General features: G+C 68.4%; 22 protein-coding genes, 1 rRNA gene and 1 riboswitch. Of the genes, 7 read left to right on the top strand and 16 right to left on the bottom strand.

All coding sequences use genetic code 11. The features are described 5' to 3' along the window. The 4 genes from AOM45_RS18265 to AOM45_RS18250 all read right to left on the bottom strand — a co-directional run. Positions 1 to 565: ribosomal RNA gene (locus AOM45_RS18265) — 16S ribosomal RNA — on the bottom strand; the annotation flags it as partial. A gap of 388 nt (positions 566 to 953) precedes the next feature. After that, a complete protein-coding gene (locus tag AOM45_RS18260; RefSeq protein WP_030468077.1) occupies positions 954 to 2,294 on the bottom strand; it encodes a polysaccharide lyase 6 family protein in 1,341 nt (446 codons plus the stop codon). A gap of 135 nt (positions 2,295 to 2,429) precedes the next feature. Next, on the bottom strand, positions 2,430 to 3,770 hold the full coding sequence (locus AOM45_RS18255) for a polysaccharide lyase 6 family protein (protein WP_051783535.1): 1,341 nt from the start codon (positions 3,768 to 3,770) through the stop codon (positions 2,430 to 2,432). A gap of 43 nt (positions 3,771 to 3,813) precedes the next feature. Next, entirely contained in the window at positions 3,814 to 4,248 is a 435-nt protein-coding gene (locus AOM45_RS18250; RefSeq protein WP_030468079.1) for an NUDIX hydrolase, read from the bottom strand. A 72-nt stretch (positions 4,249 to 4,320) separates the two neighbouring features. On the opposite strand from AOM45_RS18250, the gene AOM45_RS18245 reads away from it, so the two are divergent. Both AOM45_RS18245 and AOM45_RS18240 read left to right on the top strand, forming a co-directional pair. Next, a complete protein-coding gene (locus tag AOM45_RS18245; protein WP_030468080.1) occupies positions 4,321 to 5,253 on the top strand; it encodes an SPFH domain-containing protein in 933 nt (310 codons plus the stop codon). Next, positions 5,253 to 5,456 (top strand): type II toxin-antitoxin system antitoxin, encoded by a 204-nt coding sequence (locus AOM45_RS18240; RefSeq protein ID WP_030468081.1) that lies wholly within the window; start codon positions 5,253 to 5,255, stop codon positions 5,454 to 5,456. Before AOM45_RS18245 ends, AOM45_RS18240 begins: the two co-directional genes overlap by 1 nt. Here the strand turns inward: AOM45_RS18240 and AOM45_RS18235 are convergent. Next, positions 5,453 to 6,181, bottom strand: coding sequence for a PIG-L deacetylase family protein (locus tag AOM45_RS18235; protein WP_035910437.1), 729 nt, complete (start codon positions 6,179 to 6,181; stop codon positions 5,453 to 5,455). The genes AOM45_RS18240 and AOM45_RS18235 overlap by 4 nt on opposite strands. A 143-nt stretch (positions 6,182 to 6,324) precedes the next feature. Between AOM45_RS18235 and AOM45_RS18230 the strand changes: the two genes are divergently transcribed. The 3 genes from AOM45_RS18230 to AOM45_RS18220 all read left to right on the top strand — a co-directional run bounded on the left by AOM45_RS18230 (position 6,325) and on the right by AOM45_RS18220 (position 9,880). Continuing rightward, a complete protein-coding gene (locus AOM45_RS18230) occupies positions 6,325 to 8,589 on the top strand; it encodes a glycoside hydrolase family 3 N-terminal domain-containing protein (protein WP_156093859.1) in 2,265 nt (754 codons plus the stop codon). Between the two features lie 122 nt (positions 8,590 to 8,711). Further along, positions 8,712 to 8,978 (top strand): 30S ribosomal protein S20, encoded by a 267-nt coding sequence (gene rpsT, locus AOM45_RS18225; protein WP_030468084.1) that lies wholly within the window; start codon positions 8,712 to 8,714, stop codon positions 8,976 to 8,978. A gap of 95 nt (positions 8,979 to 9,073) precedes the next feature. Beyond that, complete coding sequence (locus AOM45_RS18220) at positions 9,074 to 9,880, top strand: hypothetical protein (RefSeq protein ID WP_051783537.1); 807 nt, start codon at positions 9,074 to 9,076, stop codon at positions 9,878 to 9,880. Between the two features lie 47 nt (positions 9,881 to 9,927). Here the strand turns inward: AOM45_RS18220 and AOM45_RS18215 are convergent, their stop codons facing one another. Genes AOM45_RS18215 through AOM45_RS18205 form a run of 3 tightly spaced genes read right to left on the bottom strand, consistent with a single transcriptional unit; the run spans position 9,928 to position 10,798 of the window. Continuing rightward, positions 9,928 to 10,137, bottom strand: coding sequence for a DUF2283 domain-containing protein (locus AOM45_RS18215; protein WP_030468086.1), 210 nt, complete (start codon positions 10,135 to 10,137; stop codon positions 9,928 to 9,930). Next, positions 10,125 to 10,442 carry a DUF4258 domain-containing protein gene (locus AOM45_RS18210; protein WP_156249731.1) on the bottom strand — a complete coding sequence of 106 codons (318 nt, stop codon included), beginning with the start codon at positions 10,440 to 10,442 and terminating at the stop codon, positions 10,125 to 10,127. Before AOM45_RS18210 ends, AOM45_RS18215 begins: the two co-directional genes overlap by 13 nt. After that, positions 10,439 to 10,798 (bottom strand): hypothetical protein, encoded by a 360-nt coding sequence (locus AOM45_RS18205; RefSeq protein WP_156093860.1) that lies wholly within the window; start codon positions 10,796 to 10,798, stop codon positions 10,439 to 10,441. The genes AOM45_RS18210 and AOM45_RS18205 overlap by 4 nt, the downstream gene beginning before the upstream one ends. A gap of 170 nt (positions 10,799 to 10,968) precedes the next feature. On the opposite strand from AOM45_RS18205, the gene AOM45_RS18200 reads away from it, so the two are divergent. Beyond that, on the top strand, positions 10,969 to 11,748 hold the full coding sequence (locus tag AOM45_RS18200) for a helix-turn-helix domain-containing protein (protein WP_030468089.1): 780 nt from the start codon (positions 10,969 to 10,971) through the stop codon (positions 11,746 to 11,748). Here the strand turns inward: AOM45_RS18200 and holA are convergent. Further along, entirely contained in the window at positions 11,745 to 12,722 is a 978-nt protein-coding gene (holA, locus tag AOM45_RS18195; RefSeq protein WP_030468090.1) for a DNA polymerase III subunit delta, read from the bottom strand. The genes AOM45_RS18200 and holA overlap by 4 nt on opposite strands. A gap of 78 nt (positions 12,723 to 12,800) precedes the next feature. Next, positions 12,801 to 12,933, top strand: a riboswitch (SAM riboswitch). 11 nt (positions 12,934 to 12,944) lie between these two features. Here holA and thrC point away from each other — a divergent pair. Continuing rightward, positions 12,945 to 14,201 carry a threonine synthase gene (gene thrC, locus AOM45_RS18190; protein ID WP_030468091.1) on the top strand — a complete coding sequence of 419 codons (1,257 nt, stop codon included), beginning with the start codon at positions 12,945 to 12,947 and terminating at the stop codon, positions 14,199 to 14,201. On the opposite strand, the gene AOM45_RS18185 is transcribed toward thrC, so the two are convergent. The 7 genes from AOM45_RS18185 to cspE all read right to left on the bottom strand — a co-directional run bounded on the left by AOM45_RS18185 (position 14,202) and on the right by cspE (position 21,527). Further along, positions 14,202 to 16,997, bottom strand: a complete 2,796-nt coding sequence (locus AOM45_RS18185; protein WP_063757043.1) for a DNA internalization-related competence protein ComEC/Rec2 — start codon at positions 16,995 to 16,997, stop codon at positions 14,202 to 14,204. A 791-nt stretch (positions 16,998 to 17,788) separates the two neighbouring features. Next, entirely contained in the window at positions 17,789 to 18,472 is a 684-nt protein-coding gene (locus tag AOM45_RS18175; protein ID WP_030468094.1) for a ComEA family DNA-binding protein, read from the bottom strand. An 87-nt stretch (positions 18,473 to 18,559) separates the two neighbouring features. Beyond that, on the bottom strand, positions 18,560 to 19,453 hold the full coding sequence (locus AOM45_RS18170; RefSeq protein ID WP_051783541.1) for a DegV family protein: 894 nt from the start codon (positions 19,451 to 19,453) through the stop codon (positions 18,560 to 18,562). A gap of 20 nt (positions 19,454 to 19,473) precedes the next feature. After that, positions 19,474 to 20,187 (bottom strand): diglucosylglycerate octanoyltransferase, encoded by a 714-nt coding sequence (gene octT, locus AOM45_RS18165; protein ID WP_030468096.1) that lies wholly within the window; start codon positions 20,185 to 20,187, stop codon positions 19,474 to 19,476. Next, entirely contained in the window at positions 20,184 to 20,789 is a 606-nt protein-coding gene (locus AOM45_RS18160) for a histidine phosphatase family protein (protein WP_030468097.1), read from the bottom strand. The genes octT and AOM45_RS18160 overlap by 4 nt, the downstream gene beginning before the upstream one ends. Positions 20,790 to 20,797: 8 nt before the next feature. Beyond that, positions 20,798 to 21,181 carry a ribosome silencing factor gene (gene rsfS, locus AOM45_RS18155; protein WP_030468098.1) on the bottom strand — a complete coding sequence of 128 codons (384 nt, stop codon included), beginning with the start codon at positions 21,179 to 21,181 and terminating at the stop codon, positions 20,798 to 20,800. Between the two features lie 142 nt (positions 21,182 to 21,323). Next, a complete protein-coding gene (gene cspE, locus AOM45_RS18150; RefSeq protein ID WP_030468099.1) occupies positions 21,324 to 21,527 on the bottom strand; it encodes a transcription antiterminator/RNA stability regulator CspE in 204 nt (67 codons plus the stop codon). Positions 21,528 to 21,571 lie beyond the last annotated feature (44 nt).

Below are 21,571 nucleotides of genomic sequence, written 5' to 3'. Positions count from 1 at the left end.
ACAAACCGCCTACGAGCTCTTTACGCCCAATAATTCCGGACAACGCTCGCACCCTACGTATTACCGCGGCTGCTGGCACGTAGTTAGCCGGTGCTTCTTCTGCAGGTACCGTCACTTGCGCTTCGTCCCTGCTGAAAGAGGTTTACAACCCGAAGGCCGTCATCCCTCACGCGGCGTCGCTGCATCAGGCTTTCGCCCATTGTGCAATATTCCCCACTGCTGCCTCCCGTAGGAGTCTGGGCCGTGTCTCAGTCCCAGTGTGGCCGGTCACCCTCTCAGGCCGGCTACCCGTCGTCGCCTTGGTAGGCCATTACCCCACCAACAAGCTGATAGGCCGCGGGTCCATCCCATACCGCCGGAACTTTCCACCCTCAAAGATGCCTTCAAGAGTCGTATCCGGTATTAGACCTCGTTTCCAAGGCTTATCCCAGAGTACAGGGCAGGTTACCCACGTGTTACTCACCCGTTCGCCGCTCGTGTACCCCGAAGGGCCTTACCGCTCGACTTGCATGTGTTAAGCACGCCGCCAGCGTTCGTCCTGAGCCAGGATCAAACTCTCCAATAAGGATCGTTGTGATCGCTCCAGACGGAATGTGTCTGGCAATCTGGTCTATCTACTCAAAGGAATACTCCTGACGAGGAGTATTCATATTACTGGCTGTGTTTCGGCACGCTGTTGAGTTCTCAAAGAACACGCGCTCACCGGATCCGAACTCCGTTTCCGGAGTTTTTCTCTCGGGGCTTGTGTTGCTGAAGCTTATTTGGTGTTCCTCGCCGGTGTCAAATCGGCCTCTTGGAGGCCCTTTGTCTTCGGCTTTTGCCAGGCCCGTTCCGGTTTTGATTTCCGGCCCGCTTCGCTCTGACATGGAGAACATTACACGGGCCTGTTTCGATCTCCAAATCGGGGGTCCCGGTAGCCGCGAAACGTGCGGCCACCAGGACAAATGCCCGAGTCAGGGTGCGGAGACCCCGACATCCGCGGGCGTCAGCGGCTTCCTGACGGACGAAGAGCTGTACTCGTCCGCCCCCACATCGGGCTTGCCGACGCGGGACTGCGGGTCGAAGTCACGCGTCACGTACGAGTACGTGCCCGCGGAGGTCTCGATCGCAGGACTGCCCGACGACAGGCGCAGCAGTCCGTTCGCGTCACGCACCAGCTTCGGGTCGACCGAGCGGTAGCCCGACGAGATGCCGGCGCTTCCTCCCCAGATGATGTTGCCCTCGTACTTCACCGTCGCGCCGCTCATCATCTCGATGAACTTCGACGACGAACCCTTGATGACGTTGTTCGCGAACACGCAGTCCTTGGGCGCGTAGGTGTCGGTGTCGTTGTCGACCACGGCGCCCGTTCCGACCAGGGTGTTGAACGCCACGGTCACGCGGTCCGGGCGGTCGTGCAGCTTCGAGGTCGGCCCGCTGTCGGTCTCGGACCCCTTGCCGAAGACGATCGCGCGGTCGCCGCTGTTCTCCACGTAGTTGTTGAACACCTTGTGGTCGTTCCCGTGGAACCGGATGCCACTGCCGAACAGCAGGTTGCCCTCGACGGTGTTGCGGTGACCGTGGCGCAGGACGATGTAGCCCTTGCTGTTGCGGATCGTGTTGAAGCGGACCGAGTTGTCCGACGCCTTGACCGAGATGGCCTCCGAGTCGCCGTTGGCCTTGTCGAAGAGGTTGTGCTCGATGACCGCGTACGCCGACAGCTGCTGCTTGTAGCTGTAGCCGAGCCGGATCGACTCGCCGCCGTTCAAGCCGGTGTAGCTGTGGTTGTAGAAGTAGTTGTGGTGGACCCAGGTGCGCTGCGCGATCGCACCGTCCGGTCCAGTGACCTGCAGGTACACGCCCTCGTTCGTGCGGTTCGAGAACGTGTTGTGGTCGACCTGCACGTCGTCGGCGCCCACGGTGAGCGAAGCGCCGCTCTTGTCGCCGTCGAACGTCGTGCGGGTGATGCGGGTCCCCTCCGCCTCCGCCGGCACGGACAGGGTGCTCGTGCCGTTGAAGACGAAGCCCTCGATCGTCACGCCGCGCACCGCGCCGAACTCGAAGCCACCGGCGTTGAACACGGCGCCGCCGGCCTGCTCGGCCGCGATGGTGATCTTCGACTTGGTGATCTTGATCGGTTTGTCGGCGCGGTGCACGCCGTTGGCGAGCACGATGCGCTGACCTGCTCTCGCCGAGTTGATCGCGGCCTGCAGGGCGGTCACGTCCGGCACGCTGACGACCGCGGCGTGCGCGGGCGCCTGGACGAGGGACGACAGCAGGGCGGCCGCACCCACTGCGGCCAGTGATCGGATCATTTGCCAACTCCTGTGGTGGCCCAGCGGCGACGGTGGACCGAACGTAGTGCGGAGCTCCTGCGGACGGGGCAGTTCGGCCAGGGCCGCTTGCCCCGTCCAGCAGGGATGAATCCGATGTCTGCCCTCAGGGGCAAGCTACGGCGCTGACGGCCCCACGTCGGCCTTGGTCAGGGCCTTGCGGATCGCCGAGGTGCTGTACTCGTCCGCTCCGACGTCCGGCTTGCCGGAACGTGCCTGCGGGTCGAAGTCACGCGTCACGTAGGAGTAGGTGCCCACTGACACGTCGATGGCAGGGCTACCGGCCGTGAGACGGAACAGCCCGTTGGCGTCCTTCGCGAGCTTCGGGTCGATGGAGCGGTAACCGGACGAAGGCATGCTTCCGCCGTTGCCGCCCCAGATGACGTTGCCCTCGTACTTCACGACCGAGCCGCTGTGCATGGAGACGACGCCGCCCGACGAGCCCTTGATGACGTTGTTCGCGAGCACGCAGTCCTTCGCCTTGAAGTTGCCGCCGTCGCTGTCCACCACCGTGCCGGTGCCGATCAGCGTGTTGAAGGCGACGGTCACGCGGTCGGGCCTGTCGTGTTCCTTGGAGGTCGGCCTGCTGTCGGCCTCGCTGCCGGAGCCGAACACGATCGCGCGGTCGCGGGTGCTCTCCACGTAGTTGTTGTAGATCTTGTGGTCGTTGCCGTGGAACCGGATACCGCTGTTGAACAGCAGGTTGCCCTCGACAGTCGTGCGGTTGCCGTGGCGCAAGACGATGTAGCCCTTGCTGTTGCGGATCGTGTTGTAGCGGACGGTGTTGTCCGACGACTTCACTGAGATCGCCTCGGCGTCGCCGTCCGCCTTCTCGAACAGGTTGTGCTCGATGATCGCGTTCGCGGACTTCGACTGCTTGTGGCTGTAGCCGAGCCGGATCGACTCGCCGCCGTTCGCGCCGCTGAACTGGTGGTTGTAGAAGTAGTTGTGGTGGATCCAGGTCCGTTTCGCGATGTCGCTGCCGGGACCGGTGACCTGCAGGTACACGCCCTCGTTCGTGCGGTTCGAGAACGTGTTGTGGTCGACCTGCACGTCGTCGGCGCTGACGCTGAGCGAGGCACCGCTCTTGTTGCCGTTGTAGGTGTTGCGGGTGATGCGGGTCGCCTGCGCCTCGGCGGGCACGTCCAGCTTGCTCGTGCCGTCGAAGACGAAGCCCTCGACGGTCACGTTCCTGACGGCGCCGAGCTCGAACCCGCCGCTGGTGAACACGGTGCCGCCGACGGTCTGCGCGGCGATCGTGATGCCGGACCTGGTGATCTTGACGGACCTGTCTTGCACACCGCCGGCGAGCACGAGGCGCTGGCCGGGCCGGGCGGAGTCGATCGCGGCCTGCAGGGAGGACGCGCTCGACACGGTGACGACCGCCGCGAAGGCGGGGACGTGGACGAAGGACGACAGCAGGGCGGCCGCGCCGACAGCGGCCAGTGATCGGATCATTCGCCAACTCCAGTGATGGGAAGTTGGCGGCGGTAGGGCCAAACTAGCGCAAGATTCCGGCAGGTGGGGCAGTTCGGTGCAAACCGAGGGCCGTATCGACCGAGGGCACCCTGTCGAGTTGTCCGATGTCTGCGACGGGAAACCACTGCGCGAGGTCGGTTGTGCCGTCCACCTCGTACCGCAGTTCACCACCTACGATCCGGACCTCGTACATGATCCTCAACGCGTGGTAGTCGCGGTCGGCCTCCTCGCGGAGCTCCGAGTCGATGCCGATCAGCCGCAGCACCTCGACCTCGAACCCGGTCTCCTCCTCGAACTCCCGGATGACCGCGTCGTGCGGGTGCTCGCCGTGGTCGATGCCGCCGCCGGGCAGGATCCAGCGCTTGCCGTTCGGGCCGAGCCAGCGCGCCAGCAGGATCTCGTCGTCGTCGTTGATGCAGACCCCGTACGCGGCCACGCGCTGCTTCTTCACCCTCATGCGGATCAGCCTAACTGGCGATCACCTCGGAAAAGTGATATCACTTAGCTACTACTTCGATAGGGGGTCAGGATGAGCGCGACGATCGACGCGACAGTGCACATGCCGGCGCCTGTCGTGCGTGAGAAGCACGCACGGGAGCTGCCCGGTCTGCCGATGTTCTTCGCTGGACTGGTGGTGTTCGCCGTGAGCGTGTGGGTGTTCGTGCTGGGGGTCGTGAAGGCGGACGAGACCGGCGGCAACCCGCCGGCGGGGCTCCTCATCGCCGCGGTGCTGTTGTTCCTGGCCGCGACACTGATCATGAGAGGGCTCTTCACCGTCGCGCCCGGCGAGGCGCGCGTGTTGCAGTTCCTCGGCCGTTACGTCGGCACGGTCCGCACGGACGGTCTGCGGTGGGCGAACCCGTTCACCACACGGCAAAAGATCTCGACCCGGATCCGCAACCACGAGACGGCGACGCTCAAGGTCAACGACGCGGACGGCAACCCGATCGAAATCGCCGCCGTTGTCGTCTGGCAGGTGGAAGACACTGCGCGCGCACGGTTCGAGGTGGACGACTTCGTGCGGTTCGTCGGCATCCAGACGGAGACCGCCGTACGGCACATCGCCACCAGCTACCCGTACGACAACCACGAGGCGACCGGTCTGTCGCTGCGGGAGAACGCGGACGAGATCACCGAGACGCTCGCCATCGAGATCGCGGCACGCGTGCAGTCCGCGGGCGTGAAGGTGATCGAGTCGCGGCTCACGCACCTCGCGTACGCGCCGGAGATCGCCCAGGCCATGTTGCAGCGGCAGCAGGCGGGCGCGGTCGTGGCGGCACGGACCCGGATCGTGGAAGGCGCCGTCGGCATGGTCGAGCTCGCGTTGCAGCGGCTCGCCGAGCAGGACGTCGTGGAGCTCGACGAGGAGCGCAAGGCGGCGATGGTCTCGAACCTGCTCGTGGTCCTGTGCGGTGACCGCTCCACTCAGCCCGTGGTGAACACCGGGTCGCTGTACACCTGATGGCGGATCGCAAAAGCGTTCTGCTCAGGCTCGATCCGGCCGTGCACGACGCGTTGAGCAGGTGGGCGAACGACGAGCTGCGCAGCACCAACGCGCAGATCGAGTTCCTGCTGCGGCGCGCACTGTCGGACGCGGGCCGGCTGCCCGGCGACGCGAAGAACATGCCTCGCCGCGGCAGGCCGCCGAAGAATCCGGATTCCTAGAACTCCGGCGGTGCTTGAAGGTCGTGGGCGCGGAACAGCACGGCGTGCTCGACGCCCATGGCCTGGCCGCCCATCGCGGCGAACTTCGGGATGAAGTCCGCGGGGGCGGGGTGGCCGGGAAGTGCGGCCAGGTACGCGGCGTGCGCTTCGAGGGAGGCCACGCCGCGCCGCAGCGGTTCACCCGTCACGTCGACGCCGTGGGTCGGGTTGGCGAACGCCGGCTGGAGGTACCAGCGCGGCGAGTGCGGTTCCTCGGTCTGGTCGGGGAAGACCCAGCGGTTGCCCGCGTCCCTGATCGCGTCGAGGGTCGCGAGTCCGGCCGCGCGGTGGTCCGCCTGGTCGAACCCGTACGGCGTCTCGACCTCGAAGCTGCTGCCGAGCACGACGTCGGGCTTGAACCGGCGGATCTCGCGGCAGATGTCCCGGCGCAGGTCGAGTCCGTAGACGAGGACGCCGTCCGGGTGGTCGAGAACGGTCAGGTGCTCGACGCCGACCGCGGCGCAGGCGGCCTGCTGCTCGGCCAGGCGCAGGCGGGCCGTCTCCTCCGGAGGGTTCGGCATGCCGGCCTCGCCTCGGGTGAGCAGGAGGTAGCCGACCTCGATGCCGTTGGCGGTCCAACGGGCGACGGCGGAGGACAGGCCGTACTCCATGTCGTCGGGGTGCGCGACGACGCAGAGCACGCGCTGGAACTCTTCCGGGAGTGCGGGCAATGTCATGACTGGCATCTTCCCCCGTTTCGGCGCAGGAGGCTGAACAGGCGTTTCACCAGCATGAAACCGCTCTCACGGAGTTCCCCCGTTCGGCGGGTGTTCCACCCGAGGTCTCCACGCGATCGTGTGCGGCGGGCGCACGGGAGCGTGGAGGAGCCTTGGCTTTGTTTTCCCGCAGGCGCGCCGGTCTCGGCGTGCTGGGCGTTGCTGTGCTGATCGCGTCACTGACACCGGCTGGTGGTCTGGCGGCGGGCAAGGAGATCTATCTGGACGCTCGGGCGTCGACGGAGCGACGGGTCGAGGACCTGCTGCGGAGAATGACGCTCGAGGAGAAGATCGGGCAGATGGCGCAGATCCGCGTCGGGAAGCTGCGCGGTGACTGCAACAACGCCAACGGTCCGTTGGTCGAGTCCTGCCTGAAGGCGGTGCTCTCCGACGCGTACGTCGGTTCGATCCTGTCCGGCGGTGGTGACGCACCGGTCGAGAACACGCCCAGGGCGTGGGCCGAGATGAACAACGCGATCCAGCGTTATGCGTTGGAGCACAACAGGTTGAAGATCCCGATCATCTACGGCGCGGACGGCGTGCACGGGCACAACAACGTCATCTCCGCGACGATGTTCCCGCACCAGATCGGGCTCGGCGCGACGTGGGACCCCGGTCTGCAGGAGAAGATCGGTGTGTCCGCATCGAAGGCGTTGCGCGCAACGGGTGTCTTCTGGAATTTCGCCCCTGTGTCGGACATCGCGCGTGACACCCGTTGGGGCCGTTACTACGAGACGTACAGCGAGGACTCGTTCCTCGCGGGACAGCTCGCGGCGGCGAACGTGCGCGGGCAGCAGTCCAAGGTGGACGACACCGCGCAGCTCACGGCGACGGCGAAGCACTTCGCCGGCTACTCGGCGCCGGCGAACGGGCACGACCGCGCGGCGGCGCAGATTCCGATCCGGCAGCTGCAGGACGTGGTGCTGCCGTCGTTCCAGGCGCAGTTCGACGCGGGCGTGCGCACGGTGATGATCAACTCCGGTTCGCTCAACGGGGTGCCGGTGCACGCGTCGAAGTACATGTTGCAGACGCAGCTGCGGCAGCGCATGGGCTTCAAGGGCGTCGCGGTGTCGGACTGGCAGGACATGAAGTACCTGGTGGACCGGCACAAGGTCGCGCCCGACTACAAGACGGCGATCGCGATGAGCGTCAACGCCGGGGTGGACATGGCGATGGAGCCGTCGAACGCGGCGGAGTTCACGTCGCTGCTGCTGGCGAACGTGCGCGACGGGTCCGTGTCGCGCGGGCGGATCGACCAGGCCGTGCGGCGGGTGCTGAAGCTCAAGTTCGACCTGGGGCTGTTCGAAAAGCCGTACGTCGACCCGTCCAAAGCGGATTCGGCTGTTGTCGGCGTGGACCGGGACCTGGCGCGGCAGGCGGCCGCCGAGGGCACGGTGCTGCTGAAGAACGACGGCGTGCTGCCGTTGTCGAACGCCGCCAAGAAGATCGTCGTGACCGGGGAGACCGCGGACGACGTGCGCCGCCAGCTCGGTGGCTGGACCGTGGAGTGGCAGGGCGTGCCGGACAACTCGCCGTTGCCGCCGACCGCGACCGTGCTGACCGGCGTCCGCGAGGCCGTTCCCGGTGCGTCCGTTGTGCACGCTGCGACGCCTGCGGCTGCTGTTACCGAGGCAGCCGGTGCGGACGCGGTCGTCGTCGTCCTGGGTGAGAAGCCCGGTGCGGAGGGACCTGCAGACACGGAGAACCCGGCGCTGACCGCCGAGCAGCAGGCGTGGGTGGACGCGGTGCAGGCGACCGGCAAGCCGGTGGTCGTGGTGCTGCTGACCGCGCGTCCGCAGGTGCTCGGCGGCGCGGCGGACGCGAACGCGCTGGTCGCGGGCTGGTTGCCGGGCAGCGAGGGTGGCCGGGCGATCGCGGACGTGCTGTTCGGCGCGGTGAACCCGAGCGGCAAGCTGTCGGTGTCGTGGCCCAAGGCTCTGGGTGACCCGACGCTGACCTACGACCAGCTGCCGGGCGCGAACACGTCGGCTTCTGCCAAGTACGACCCGTTGTACCCGTTCGGGCACGGCCTGTCGTACACCTCGTTCGCGACGTCGGGCACCTCCGTGTCCGTTGACCGCTCCACGGGCGTGGTGAAGTTCACGGTGGCGAACACCGGCGCGCGCGCTGGCACCGTGGTGGTGCCCGTCTACGTGCGGCAGCCGGCCTCACCGGTGCTGACGCCGGACACCCGGCTGGTGGGCTGGAGTCGCGTGGAACTCGCTGCGGGACAGTCGAAACAGGTCGAGGTGTCGTTCAAGCTCTCGCAGCTGGCGCTGACGGTCGGCGACGTGGACGGCGACGGGCGGCGTGAGGTCGCGCGGGGCGGCTACGAGGCCGTGGTGGGCGCGGAGAAGGCCGCGTTCACGGTGCGCTGAGCAGGCCTGATATCCTTCGTCGTCGTGAACGCGCGGCACTCCGCCGTGGAGGAGAGCCAGCTCAGGCTGGTGCCGACGAAGCGCGTCACGAACTCCGGTTTCGACAAGAAGGGTGATGTCGCATGGCGAACATCAAGTCCCAGCTCAAGCGGATCAAGACCAACGAGAAGGCGCGCCTGCGCAACAAGTCGGTCAAGTCGTCCCTGAAGACGGCCATCCGCAAGTTCCGCGAGGCTGCCGAGGCCGGTGACAAGGCGAAGGCCCTGGAGCTGCTGCAGGACGCGTCCCGCAAGCTCGACAAGGCCGCCACCAAGGGCGTTATCCACGCCAACCAGGCCGCCAACAAGAAGTCGGCGATGGCGCTGCGCGCGAACCAGCTCGAGGGCTGATTCCGCTGTAGAGCTTTGCTGAGAAGGGCCCGCTCCGGTGAGCGGGCCCTTTTCGCTGTTCCCAGCCGGTGTGCCTGCACGGTAGGCGTAGATCCATGGAATCGCTTCCGCGCATCGACTTCATCGAGCTCCACGACCTCGACCGCACCCCGGCCGTGCTGCGGACCCTGCACACCGAGTCCATCGCGTTCATCTACCGGCTGACGGATGCCGCGCGGGAGTACTCGCGGCCGTTGGCGCTGGCTCTGCGCACGGGCGCGGACAGCCGGATCGTCGACCTTTGCTCAGGATCGGGCGGGCCTGTGCCGTTGATCCAGCAGCGACTGCATGACGAGGGCATCCACACACACGTGACGCTGACGGACCTGGTGCCGAACGTGCGCGCGTTCGAGCGTGTGGAGGCGGAGAACCGTCGTCGGCTGCCTGACTCGTGTTGCTCCGTGGACCACGTGTCTTCTTCGGTCGATGCCACGGCCTGCCGGATCGAGGGCACGCGCACGATCTACGGCGCGTTCCACCACTTCCCGCCGTCGCTCGCTCAACGGATGCTGCAGAACGCCGTCGACGCCAGGCAGCCGATCGTCGTCGTGGACACCAAACGGTCGTTCCTCTACGTGTTGCTCTTCCCGTTCCTGCTCACGCTGACCGTGCTGGTGTCGGCGCCGTTCCAGCGCAATCCCCTGCCGCGCTACCTGCTGCGGCTGCTGCTCACCTACGTCGTGCCGGTGCTGCCGTTCATGATGTTCTTCGACAGCGTCGTGTCGTTCCTGCGCATGTACGGACGCGGTGAGCTGCGGCGAATGACCGACGGTCTGGATCGCACCGAGTCGTTCAGCTGGACGATCGGCGTCGAACCAGGCTTCACGGGCGCCCAGTACCTGATCGGGATTCCGCGGCGGTGAGACGGCGGAAGGGGCCTCACCCCGCGTGGAGTGAGGCCCCTTCGTCGTCAGTCGCGCAGTTCCCTCGGCAGCTGGCGCTCGGCGTCCAGCAGTTCGATGCCGAGCAGCTCCCCGTCGGCCCCGAAGTCGAGCACGGCGGCGATGCTGCCGCCCTCCTCGGTGACCGTGAGCTGCTTCGCGGCCTCGCCGGGCCCGATCTCGCGGAACCCGATGTAGGCGGCGTTCACCGAGCGGTCCCAGCTGACTAGTTGCGCCATACCGTCACAACGTAGCCGTTGTTGTTGGCAACGACGGTGATCTTGCGATCCGTGTACTTCCACGTGCCGTTGCTCTGTTTCTTGGCGCGGCTGCAGGTGTCGTGCACGACGTTCTCGACGTGGTCGGACGTGATGCGTCGCGCCGCCATCTGCTCTTGGGCGTGCAGGCTGTAGCCGGACACGAAGCACGGCGCGCCCGCCTGCACCTGCAACACCGGTTCGGGAGGCACCGCCTGCGCGATACCGGTGGCGATGAACATGGCCGCCAGCACGGCGGCGCAGAGCCTGACCAGGCCGGCCATCACGCGTCGTACTCGAAGAGGTAGACGCTCGCGATCGAGCCGGGATGCGCCCAGTCGAACGGGATGCGCTTGCCCTTCGGGCACGCCGCCCTGCTGAACTCCGTGTTGCCGCTCGCGAACACCGCCTTCACCTTGGCGCACTGGCCGTCCGCGTCGGTGTCCTCGACCCAGCCGCTCACGCGGATCTTGCCGTCGCGGCAGCTCAGCTCCCAGTGCGCCTTGGCACCGGACGTCTTCGGGTTCTTGACCTCGCCGCAGCCGCCCATCGCGGACATGCCGTCCGCGTTCGCCGTCGCGGCGCCGGACAACGACAAGCCCACCAGTGCCAAACCGGTCAACGCAGCGCGAATTTCACGCACGTCAGCCACCCCTCGTTTGTGTTGGATTTCGGTTCGTGTGAGGCACCCGGCCGGGGCGAGACAGAGCTTTCCGAGATCAGCGGCGGTCGTACAAGTGGATGCGGCCGTCCGGTCAGTCCGACCTTGTCCGGCCTGGTCAGGGACACCTCCGGACGGCAAGATCGGGAGACGTGAACAGCCAGGGGGAGTTCATCGCGGCCTTGCGTGACCTGAAACAACGGTCCGGCCTCACCTATCGCCAGTTGGAGAAACGCGCCGCCGAGCAGGGAAAGGTGCTGGCGCGCAGCACCCTGGCCGACGTGCTCGCGGGAAAGCGGCTACCGGTACCGGACGTGCTGGACGCGTTCGTGCACGCGTGCGGTGAAGGTGACCAGGTCGACTCGTGGCAACAGGCCCGCGCCTCGATCGCCGAACCCGCTGCGGCGGTGGCGCTCCAGCGACGTCGTTCGGTGTGGTGGCCGGCGGCGGCCGCGCTCGTGGTCCTCGCCGCGGCGGGCACCTGGTTCGCGGTGTCCGGTGGCCAGGACCCGCCCGCCGGCACCTCGGTCCCGACCTCGCCGGTGCGGATCAGGCCGGTCGCCGCGCCGGACCTGTGTCTGACCGACGGACACGTGCGCGACGGCCGCTACGGCCCGCTCGTGGCCGTGCAACGACCGTGTTCCGCCGTGGCACCGCAGACGACCACGCTCGAACCACTCGGTTCCGGCGCGTACCGCATCGTGTGGCACCACCCGCAGTTCGGCAAGGGATGCCTGAAGGTGCTGGAGGACGGCCTGCTGGAGCCGTGGGACGACTGCACCAAAGCCACGCCGTTCACCCTCGAACACGCGGAGGCCGAGTACACCCTGCGCGTCGAAGGCCGAGGCTGCGTCGGCATCGCGGGCACAGGTGAGAGCGCCGAGGCACTCGTGGGCGAGTGCGATCAGCGGTTCGTGATCGACACCGCTTAACGACGGCCGTGCGCCGCCACGATCCTGAGCACAGCACGCTCCAGCGCGTAGTCCGCGTCGGCGGCCACACCCTTCACGTCGGCGTTGAGCCCCGCGACCACCTGCATCGCGTCGGCGAGACCGGACTGGTCCCAGCCGCGCGCCTGAGCCTGCGCCTTCTTGATCTTCCACGGCGGCATGCCGAGCGGGCCCGCCAGGCTGAACGGGTCGGCACGGCCCACCGCGGACACCCGCGCGACCGTGCGCACCGCGTCGGCGAGCGCGTCCGCGACCAGCACGTGCGGCACGCCGAGCTGCATGGCCCAGCGCAACGCCTCCATGGCACCCGCACGGTCACCGGTCACGGCCTTCTCCGCGACCGCGAACCCGGTCACCTCGGCCTTGCCCTGGTGGTAGCGGCGGATCTCGTCGACCGTCACCTTGCCGTCGGTGTCCGACACGAGCTGTGACGCCGCGGCCGCGAGCTCGCGCAGGTTCGTGCCCACGGCGTCGATGAGCGTGGCGACGCCCTCCGGGTCGATCTTGCCGCCCGCCCGCCGCACCTCGTTGCGCACGAACGCCTCCCGCTCACCGGGCTTGGTGATCTTGGCGCACTCGGTGACCGCGGCACCGGCCTTCTTCAGCTGTCCGGGCAGGTCCTTGGCCGCCTTGCTGCGACCACCGCCCGTGTGCACGACGACGAGCGTGACCCCGTCCGCGGGCGCCTTGACGTAGGAGAGCACCGTGTCGGCGATCTCCTTGCTGATCTCCTGCGCGCTCTGCAGGACGATCACGCGACCCTCCGCGAACAGCGACGGGCTCACCAGCTCGGCCAGCTCGGGAGGAGTGAGGTCAGTCACCTGCACACGGGTCAGATCGGCGTTCGGATCGACCTCGCGTGCGGCCTCGAGCGCCGCCCGAACAGCACGTTCGACCAGCAACTCCTCCTCGCCGACGACGAGGTGCAGTGACTCCGGTGCGCTCACGCTCCGCATCCTCCCACGTCCCGGATCGTGGACGTCGGTGGCTGAGCCGCGGACTGTTGCCGTAGCTTGGTGGCCACAACTGAACACCGCTCATCCAGAGGGGCAGAGGGACCGGCCCGAAGAAGCCCCGGCAACCGGCGTCAGCGCCGCAGTGCATCACTGCGCGCGGACGATCACGGTGCCAATTCCGACCCGTTCGATTTCGCGGGAAAGATGAGGAGATACCTCGCGATGACTGCTGTCACTGTGCCCACGAGCACGACCTTCGACCTCGGCCCCGCCCGTGCACTGCTGTGCCGTGAATGCGGAAATGAGACTCCTCTCGCTGCTGAGTACGCCTGTCTGGAGTGTTTCGGGCCGCTGGAAGTGGCCTACGACTTCGGCAGGATCCGGCGCGAGGACATCGAGGCCGGCCCCAAGTCGATCTGGCGCTACCGCGGCCTTCTCCCCGTTCCGTCCACTGTGGAACAGCACCCGAACACCGACCCCGGCGGCACCCGCCTGGTCGAGGCCGACAACCTCGCCAAGGCCCTGGGCGTCCGCAAGGTCTGGGTGAAGGACGACACCGGCAACCCCACCCACTCGTTCAAGGACCGCGTGGTCGGCGTGGCCCTCGCCGCGGCCCGTGAGCTCGGCTTCAAGGTCCTGGCCTGCCCGTCCACCGGCAACCTGGCGAACGCCGTCGCCGCGGCCGCCGCCCGCGCGGGCTGGCAGTCGGTCGTGCTGGTTCCCTCCTCTCTCGAGCGCGCCAAGATCCTGATGAGCGCGGTCTACGAAGGCGCCCTGATCGCCGTCGACGGCAACTACGACGACGTGAACCGCCTGGCCCAGGAACTCGCCGCGGAGCACGAGGACTGGGCGTTCGTGAACGTCAACGTCCGCCCGTACTACGCGGAGGGCTCGAAGACCCTCGGCTACGAGGTCGCCGAACAGCTGGGCTGGCGCCTGCCCGACCAGATCGTGGTGCCGATCGCGTCCGGCTCGCAGCTCACCAAGGTCGACAAGGCGTTCCGCGAGCTCGGCCAGCTCGACCTGGTCGAGGCCACCCCGTACCGCGTGTTCGGCGCCCAGGCCACCGGCTGCAGCCCGGTCTCCGCCGCGTACAAGGAAGGCCACGACGTCATCCGCCCGGTCCGCCCGGACACCATCGCCCGCTCGCTGGCGATCGGCGCCCCGGCCGACGGCCCCTACGTCCTCGACGCGGTACGCCGCACCAACGGTGCCATCGAGGACGTGACCGACGAAGAGGTCGTCGAGGGCATCAAGCTCCTCGCCCGCACCGAGGGCATCTTCGCCGAGACCGCCGGCGGCGTGACCGTGGCAACGGCGAAGAAGCTGATCGAGGCGGGCCAGCTCGACCCGGACGGCGAGACCGTGCTGCTCATCACCGGCGACGGCCTCAAGACCCTCGACGCGCTCGGCGACACGATCGGCCCGCGCGCGACGGTCCCACCGTCGGCCGAGGCCGTCATCAAGGCGCTGGGCTAGTCACCTCCTTCCGGTCCGGGGACGCTCACACGTCCCCGGACCGCGTTGTGTCAGAAGGAAATCGCGTCGGTCCTGAGCCAGCCGGTGCGCGGAAACCGTTGCAGGCTCTCCATCACGTGCGGTCCGACCGGCCTCACCTCCGCGCGCCACGCCACGATCCGTTGCGGCCAGGGGCATTCCGCCTTGAGCGCGTTGTAGTGGTAGTCGTGCCAGTCCTGCGGCGTGATCCTCAGGTCGTCGTCGAACACGAACTCCGACATGAGGTCGTAAGCCTCCTCCGGTTTCGCGGCCTTCGTGGGCGGCAGCACGTGTGTGGTGATCGCCTTGTACGTGAGCGCGCGCGTGCCGTCTTCGAGTGTTTCGCAGATGTAGAAACCGAAATCGGGTTTCAGCTCTTCGTGCGGCCACGGCGTTGCGGAGTAGTTCATCTGCCACAGCGCCCACGCGAGCCCCGGCGTGCCACCGGGGATCGGGTGACGCCCGTTGAACAGCCTGACCCAGACGTCGTTCATCTCTTCTCCTTCGTACGATTCGGTTTCCTGGCAACACCGCCAGGTCGCCGTCCTTGTCCGTGCGCAGCACCAGGGCGCCTCCCGCCCGCAACACGTCGAGCACGTGCGGGCTCGGATGGCCGTACCTGTTGCCCGTGCCGACGCTCACCAGCGCCACTCGCGGCCGCACGGCCTTGAGGAACGCGGGCAGCGAGTACCGCGAGCCGTGGTGCGGCACCTTGAGCACCTCGGCCACGAGGTCCCGCTCCCCCAGCAACGCCGCCTGGCCGGCCAGCTCGACGTCACCGGTGAGCAGCACACGACCCGCTCTGGTGTGCGCCTTGAGCACCAGCGAGTAGTCGTTCACCATCGTGTTGGTGTCCTGGGCGACCGGCGGCCGCCGAGGTCCGAGCACCTCCAACTCCAGTCCTGGCAAGGCGAACCGTTCGCCCGCCTTCGGTTCCACCACTCGCACGCCGTGTGCGCGGGCCTGCTCGCTGACCTCCCTCCACGCCCACGCGGGCTCCTTGAGCGGACCCACCGCCACCACACCCACCGCACGCCCGGTGAGCACCGCGGCGAGACCGCCGACGTGATCCGCGTGCAGATGCGTCAGCACCACGAGCGGAATCCTCTTGATCCCCAACGTCTTCAGGCACCGGTCGACCGCGCCGGGATCGGGCCCGGTGTCCACGACGACCGCTCGGTCCGCGTCGTCAGTGGCGAGAACGAGCGCGTCGCCCTGCCCGACATCGCAGCTGACGACCTTCCACCCGTCCGGCGGCCAGACCGGAGCCACTACCTTCAACGGCACCAGCACCACGAACCCGCCGACGAGCACCGCGACGACCAACGTCCGCGTCTTCTTCAGCCGCAGCAACAACACTGTTGCCGCCACGACAGCGACCAGCGCGATCGCCCCGACCCATCCCTCGGGCCAGGTGACCGACGCACCGGGCACGGCCGCCGCCTGCCGCCCGACCTGGATCAGCCACGTCACCGCGGGCCCGGCGACGTGGGTCACCAGCTCCGCAGCTGCGGGCCAGAGCGGCGCTGTCACCGCCGCCACCACACCCAGCACCGTCGCCGGCGCGACCACCGGCCCGGCGACCAGGTTGGCCACCACCGACACGAGGCTCACCTGACCGGACAGCCCGGCCACCACGGGAGCCGTGGCAAGACTCGCGGCCGTCGGCACCACGATCGCCTCGGCCAGTCCGTTCGGCACACCGTGTTGCTTGAGCGCCCGCGCCCACTTCGGCGCGACGAGCACCAACGCCGCCGTCGCGACCACCGACAACGCGAACCCCGGATCACCACCCAGTGCCGGATCAACGAACACCAGCACCAGCACGGCGGCCGCGAGGCTCGGCAACGTGGACCGCTCCCGCCCCAGCACCAACGCCAGCAAGGCGACGGCACCCATGACCGCGGCCCTGAGGACGCTGGGCTCGGGCCCGGCCAGGACCACGAACCCGACGAGCGTCACCATCGCCGCAACGGCCGCCTTCCGCGGCCCGAGACGTCGCAGCAGCAGGTAGACCACCCCGCACACGATGGCAAGATTCGCGCCGCTCACCGCGAGCAGGTGAGCCAGGCCCGCGGTCCGGAACTCGTCCACGATGCGCGGCACCATCTGCTCGGTGTCACCCACCACGAGCGCCGGCAGCAACCCGGCCTCCTCGTCGCCGAGAACGCCACTGGCTCGTCGCAGGCCGTCTCGGAGCTCGTCCGCCCAGCTCTGCCAGACCGGAGGCGGCTGAGGGTCGATCGGCGGGCCGCGAACCCTCAACATCGCCGAGGCGAGGTCACCGCCCCGAGGTGGCGCGAGCGTGCCTTTGACCGTGACTTCCTGGCCTGGCAACAGATCCCGCCACTTCGCCGCTGGTGCGAGCAGCACGAGCTGGGCGCCGTTCGCGGTCGCGGTGATGACCACGTGGTCGACACCGGCCTGGTGGCCGCCGAAGCCCTCGGCCCGGATGCCGCGCGGTCTGGTGCTGAGCTCGACGGTCAGGGTGGTGCTGCGGCCTTCGTTGGCGGCCAGACGAAGCGGGTGGGTTTCGGCCCTGAGGACGTGGCCGCCGACCCAGGCCGCTGCGACCGGTCCGGAGATCAGGAGGGCTATCGCACAGGTTCTGGTCCACCACGCTCTTCGCAAGGCCGCGAAGCCGATCGTTCCGGCTGTCAGTCCGGTCAGGACTGCCGCTTGCCAGCCGATGAAGAGGCCGGCCGCGGCGGTGGTCCAGACGGATGCTGCGGCTGGGACCAAGCGGTAGTCGTGGGCTACCTGGTGTTTGCGGACCATCCGGGCCTCCCCTGGGTGGAGCTGGGATCAGGGGTTGGGCTGCCTTGCCGGGGTTGGGGAGGGCTTGGGGCTTGGCTGTGGTGGCGGGGTTGGGGAGGGATCGGGGTCTGGCTGTGGTGGCGGGGTTGAGGAGGGCTCGGGACTCGGCCGTCGTCGCGAGCTCGACGAGGACTCGGGACTCGGCCGTCGTCGCGAGCTCGAGGAGGACTCGGGGTCCGGCCGTCGTCGCGAGGTTGAGCAGGGCTCGGGGTCCGGCTGTCGTGGCGGGTGGCTTTGGGCTGAGCGGTCGCGTAGTGGCCGGTGGAGGCGTGGCGGGGCTTGTTGGGGAGGTGGACGGACACGAGTGGCTCCTGATGAGGGCAACTAGGGGTTGTCTGGGTGGGAGCAGGGCTGGCCCACGTGAGCGGTCAGCGGACGGATGACTTGGCGAGCGCCCGACGCGCAGGGCTAGGAGGTTGCGGCGCACAAGCGGCACTGCGGACGCTCCGGCGCCAGAGGGAGTGGGTGAGGCGGAGGGAGCGGGGGCAGTTGGTAGGCGGCCAGGAGGCGGCGGACTGCGGTTTTCAGGGGGTTGAGGCGGCGGCGTCTCGGGGTGGCGGGGCGGTGGAGGCGGAAGTCGAGGCTGACGGCCTGATGGGGGTGGTTGTGGTCGGCGTGGAGGGTTGCGGGGTGGGTCAGGTGGTGGAACTGGGCTCTCGTGCGGGCGTAGAGGGCCACGGCCGTGGTCACGGTCAGGTGGTGGAGGTGGGCTTTGGTGCGGGCGGAGAGGGCCAGGGCGGTGGTGGCGAGGGTCATGTGTGGACCAGGTCCGCAAGCTTGGCCAGCTTCGAGTCGCCTATGCCTTCCACGTCGCGGAGGTCGTCTACCGAGGCGAACGGGCCTTTGCGGGTGCGGCGGTCCACGATGCGTTGGGCCGTCACCGGGCCCACGCCGGGGAGGGCGTCCAGTTCTGTCGCGGTGGCGGAGTTCAGGTTCAGCTTTGACGGGACGGCGCCTGCTGGTGCCTGAGGTGGGATGCCCACCGCGATCTGTTCGCCGTCGGTGAGTTTGCGGGCGAGGTTCAGGTCGTGGAGGTCCGTGCCCGGTTTCGGGCCGCCTGCCAGGCGGACGGCGTCGGCCACTCGGGCGCCTGATGTCACCGTCACGAGGCCAGGGGTGGCTACCTCGCCTATCACGTTCACGACCAGCTCGGGAGCTTGGGCTGTGGTGCTCACCAGGGCCAGGGCGGGCGCCTGCTCCGCGGCGGGGCTCTGCCACCAGCTGCCCAGGCCGATCACGGTGCACGCCACCGCTATGCCGAGAGCGAGGAGGCCTCGGCGCGGCAGGCGCGGTAGGCGGAGACGGCGGCGGGGTGGGCCGTGCTCGTCGGAGTCCTCCGAGCGCGCGAAGACCAGGGTCGGGTCGGCTCTCACCTTGTCGGCCAGGGCGGCCAGGCGTTCGCTCGGGCGGTCGTCCGGATGGGGGCGGGGGAACATGCGGGGGACGTTACGGAGCGGGAGGGGTGGGGAGGTGGGGTGAGTTGCGTGGCTGTGGATTACTCGCGGGTTGTGGACAGGTCGCGATCACTCACGGCTCGGGGACGGGGAATTGTCGGGGGTCTGTGGGAGGCTGTCGGGTCCTCCCGGCAGCACCACCACGCCCAGCACCCCCGGGCCCGTGTGAGCGCCGATCACCGCGCCGACCTCCGAGATCACGCATCCCGTGGAGCCGGGCAGGCGCTCGTCCAGGCGCGTCGCCAGCTCCGCGGCGCGTTCGGGAGCGGCCAGGTGGTGCACGGCCAGGCCCACCGGCCCGTCACCCGCCGCGGCCGCCGCCAGGTCGACCAGACGGCCCACGGCGCGGCTCATCGTGCGCACCTTCTCCAACGGCACGATCCGGCCGTCGTCCATGTGCAGCAACGGCTTCACGGCCAGCGCGGTCCCCACCAGCGCGGCCGCCGTGCCGATCCGGCCGCCCCGGCGCAGGTGCTCCAGCGTCTCGAGGCAGAAGAACATCCGGCTCTCCCGGGCAGCGGACGACGCGGCCTCCTCGACCTCGGCGTGGGTCCGCCCAGCGGTGACAGCAGCACAGGCGCGCAACACCGAGAACCCGAGCCCCATGCCCGTCGAGCGCGAGTCGACCACACGGATGCGAGACGGGTCGATCTCCTCGGCAGCCAGCCGTGCGGCCTCCCACGTGCCCGACAGCTCACGAGAGAGATGAATCGACACGACCGCGTCGGACGACGACAGCACGTCCCGGTACACGTCAGCCATCTCGCCGGGTGTGGGACGCGACGTGGTCACTCGGCGGTGCTCGGCCAGTGCGGCGGCCAGCTCGAACGGGCCGAAGTCCACGCCGTCGAGACGTCCCGCGCCGTCCACCGCGACGTGCAGCGGCACCACGGTGATCGAATGGCGCTTCGCGAACCCCTCGGGCAGGTATGCCGTGGAGTCGGTGACGATGGAGATGCGCACGAGCGACGAGCCTACGGGGCTCACTCCTCCGAGGGACTCAACGCCACGGACGAGATCAGCGCGGCCATCGCCTTGCCGACGAGCTCGTGCCCCTCCCAGCCCCAGTGCATCCCGTCCGGATTCCCGGCACCGGACCGCACGTGCTCCCCGATCACGGCCGGCAGGTCCAGCAGCGGCACGTCCGCACGTGCGGCCCACTCGCGCACGGCCGCAACCGCAGCCGTGTGCCCCTGATGCGCGGACGCGTACGTTTCCGCGCGGTGCACCGACGGCACGATCCCGATCGCCGGCATCGTGTACTGGAGGTTGCGCACCGACTGGAGCATGTCCCGCAGATAGCGCGCGGTCAGTGCAGGAGGCAGCGACGCGCGCGCGTAGGGCGCCAACAGCGGTTGAGCCGCCTTGTAGCGCTCACGGACCCACCGCCGCAGCCAGTCCGGCCGCACATAACGCAGCCCCTCGCGCAGATACGTGGGCAACGGCGAGGGCAACGTGTCCATGCTGCCCACCGCGAACACCAGCACGTCCGTACGAGGCAGCAACGACCAGATCCGCGGATCCCCGGTCAACGCCCACCAGGCATCGCGTGCCGTCCACCCGAACCCGGCCGCCAGCTCCGCCGAACCACCCAGTTCCGCGGCGCAGATGTTGTGCCACAGCCGAGGGTGATCAGCCGGTAACGGCCCGGACGGCCCGAAGAACGACAGCGAGTCCCCGAGGACGAGCAGTCTCAACGCGTGGTGCCCGCGTTGTACGACGTCAGCCGCCACCGGTCGTTGCGGCGGGTGAACACGGTCCAGTGGCAGTTCGAGATGCCGCCGAGCTGCGACCAGGTCTGCACCGGCAGGTCCAGCAGGCGCCCGGTCAACGCGCTGATCAGGCCACCGTGCGCGCACAACATGACGGTTCCGGAGAACTCCGCGTCCACTTCCTGCACGACCTGGATGGCGCGCTCGGCCACCTCGACGCGCGACTCGCCGTCCGGCGGTGTGAAGGTGGGATCGGTGCGCCAGACGGTGACCTGACCTGGCCACTCCTGCTCCACCTCAGCGACGTTCAGCCCCTGCCACTTGCCCAGATGCGTCTCGCGCAGCCGTTCGTCGATCCGCAGCGGGATCTCCGTCGACGACGTGAACACCCCGGCGGTGTTGCGCGCGCGTTGCAGGTCGGACGCCACGACGATCTCCGGTTCGAACCCGGCGAGCACCGGCACGGCGAACCTGGCCTGGTTCAAGCCGGTCTCGGTGAGCGCCGAGTCCAGATGACCCTGCAGGCGACCTGTCGCGTTGTAGTCGGTCTCACCGTGCCGCCACAGCACGAGCCGGCTCAGGGCCATCTGCTACCTCATTCAGCCGTGGAGTCGGCGGGGACGTCCGCTTCGAACTCGATGCGCGGGCAGTCCTTCCACAGCCGCTCCAGGCCGTAGAAGCTGCGCTCCTCGACGTGCTGCACGTGCACCACGACGTCGACGAAGTCCAGCAGCACCCACCGGCCCTCGCGGGCCCCTTCGCGGCGCACCGGCTTCGTGCCGGCCTCCCGCAGCTTCTCCTCGATGTTGTCGACGATCGCGCCGACCTGCCGCTCGTTCGGAGCGGACGCGATCACGAACACGTCCGTGATCACGAGCTGGTCGGAGACGTCGAGCACCGTCACGTCGTGCGCCTTCTTGTCGGCCGCTGCGTTCGCCGCGACCAGCGCCAGCCGTCGTGCCTCGTCGGTGGCTGCCACGTCACTCCTCTGACTTCCGGCGAGCGTCGATACGCCCACACGAGTTACTGAGGGTACCGGCGAGCGCCAACGGGTACTTCGCGCCCAAGCATGACGAAGGCCACCTCAGCGCCCTGAGGTGGCCTTCACGTGCCGCCGAAGCTTAGAGCGGGCGGACCTGCTGGGCCTGCGGCCCCTTCTGGCCCTGTCCGACCTCGAACTCGACCTTCTGGTTCTCCTCGAGCGAGCGGAACCCCTTGGACTGAATCTCCGAGTAGTGCACGAAGACGTCAGCCGAGCCGTCGTCGGGGGCGATGAAGCCGAACCCCTTCTCGGCGTTGAACCACTTCACGGTGCCTGTAGCCAAAGTCTTGCCTTCCACGAACCAGCAACAACGCGATGATTGTTGCT

The organism is Lentzea aerocolonigenes (assembly GCF_000974445.1).
GTDB lineage: Bacteria > Actinomycetota > Actinomycetes > Mycobacteriales > Pseudonocardiaceae > Lentzea > Lentzea aerocolonigenes.
This window is presented reverse-complemented; position numbering and strand designations above follow the sequence as displayed.

Coding starts and splice junctions, on each gene's coding strand:
- AOM45_RS18260 (WP_030468077.1), bottom strand. CDS start 2,294: ATGATCCGATCACTGGCCGCAGTGGGTGCGGCCGCCCTGCTGTCGTCC.
- AOM45_RS18255 (WP_051783535.1), bottom strand. CDS start 3,770: ATGATCCGATCACTGGCCGCTGTCGGCGCGGCCGCCCTGCTGTCGTCC.
- AOM45_RS18250 (WP_030468079.1), bottom strand. CDS start 4,248: ATGAGGGTGAAGAAGCAGCGCGTGGCCGCGTACGGGGTCTGCATCAAC.
- AOM45_RS18245 (WP_030468080.1), top strand. CDS start 4,321: ATGAGCGCGACGATCGACGCGACAGTGCACATGCCGGCGCCTGTCGTG.
- AOM45_RS18240 (WP_030468081.1), top strand. CDS start 5,253: ATGGCGGATCGCAAAAGCGTTCTGCTCAGGCTCGATCCGGCCGTGCAC.
- AOM45_RS18235 (WP_035910437.1), bottom strand. CDS start 6,181: ATGCCAGTCATGACATTGCCCGCACTCCCGGAAGAGTTCCAGCGCGTG.
- rpsT (WP_030468084.1), top strand. CDS start 8,712: ATGGCGAACATCAAGTCCCAGCTCAAGCGGATCAAGACCAACGAGAAG.
- AOM45_RS18220 (WP_051783537.1), top strand. CDS start 9,074: ATGGAATCGCTTCCGCGCATCGACTTCATCGAGCTCCACGACCTCGAC.
- AOM45_RS18215 (WP_030468086.1), bottom strand. CDS start 10,137: ATGGCGCAACTAGTCAGCTGGGACCGCTCGGTGAACGCCGCCTACATC.
- holA (WP_030468090.1), bottom strand. CDS start 12,722: ATGCGGAGCGTGAGCGCACCGGAGTCACTGCACCTCGTCGTCGGCGAG.
- thrC (WP_030468091.1), top strand. CDS start 12,945: ATGACTGCTGTCACTGTGCCCACGAGCACGACCTTCGACCTCGGCCCC.
- AOM45_RS18185 (WP_063757043.1), bottom strand. CDS start 16,997: ATGGTCCGCAAACACCAGGTAGCCCACGACTACCGCTTGGTCCCAGCC.
- AOM45_RS18175 (WP_030468094.1), bottom strand. CDS start 18,472: ATGTTCCCCCGCCCCCATCCGGACGACCGCCCGAGCGAACGCCTGGCC.
- AOM45_RS18160 (WP_030468097.1), bottom strand. CDS start 20,789: ATGGCCCTGAGCCGGCTCGTGCTGTGGCGGCACGGTGAGACCGACTAC.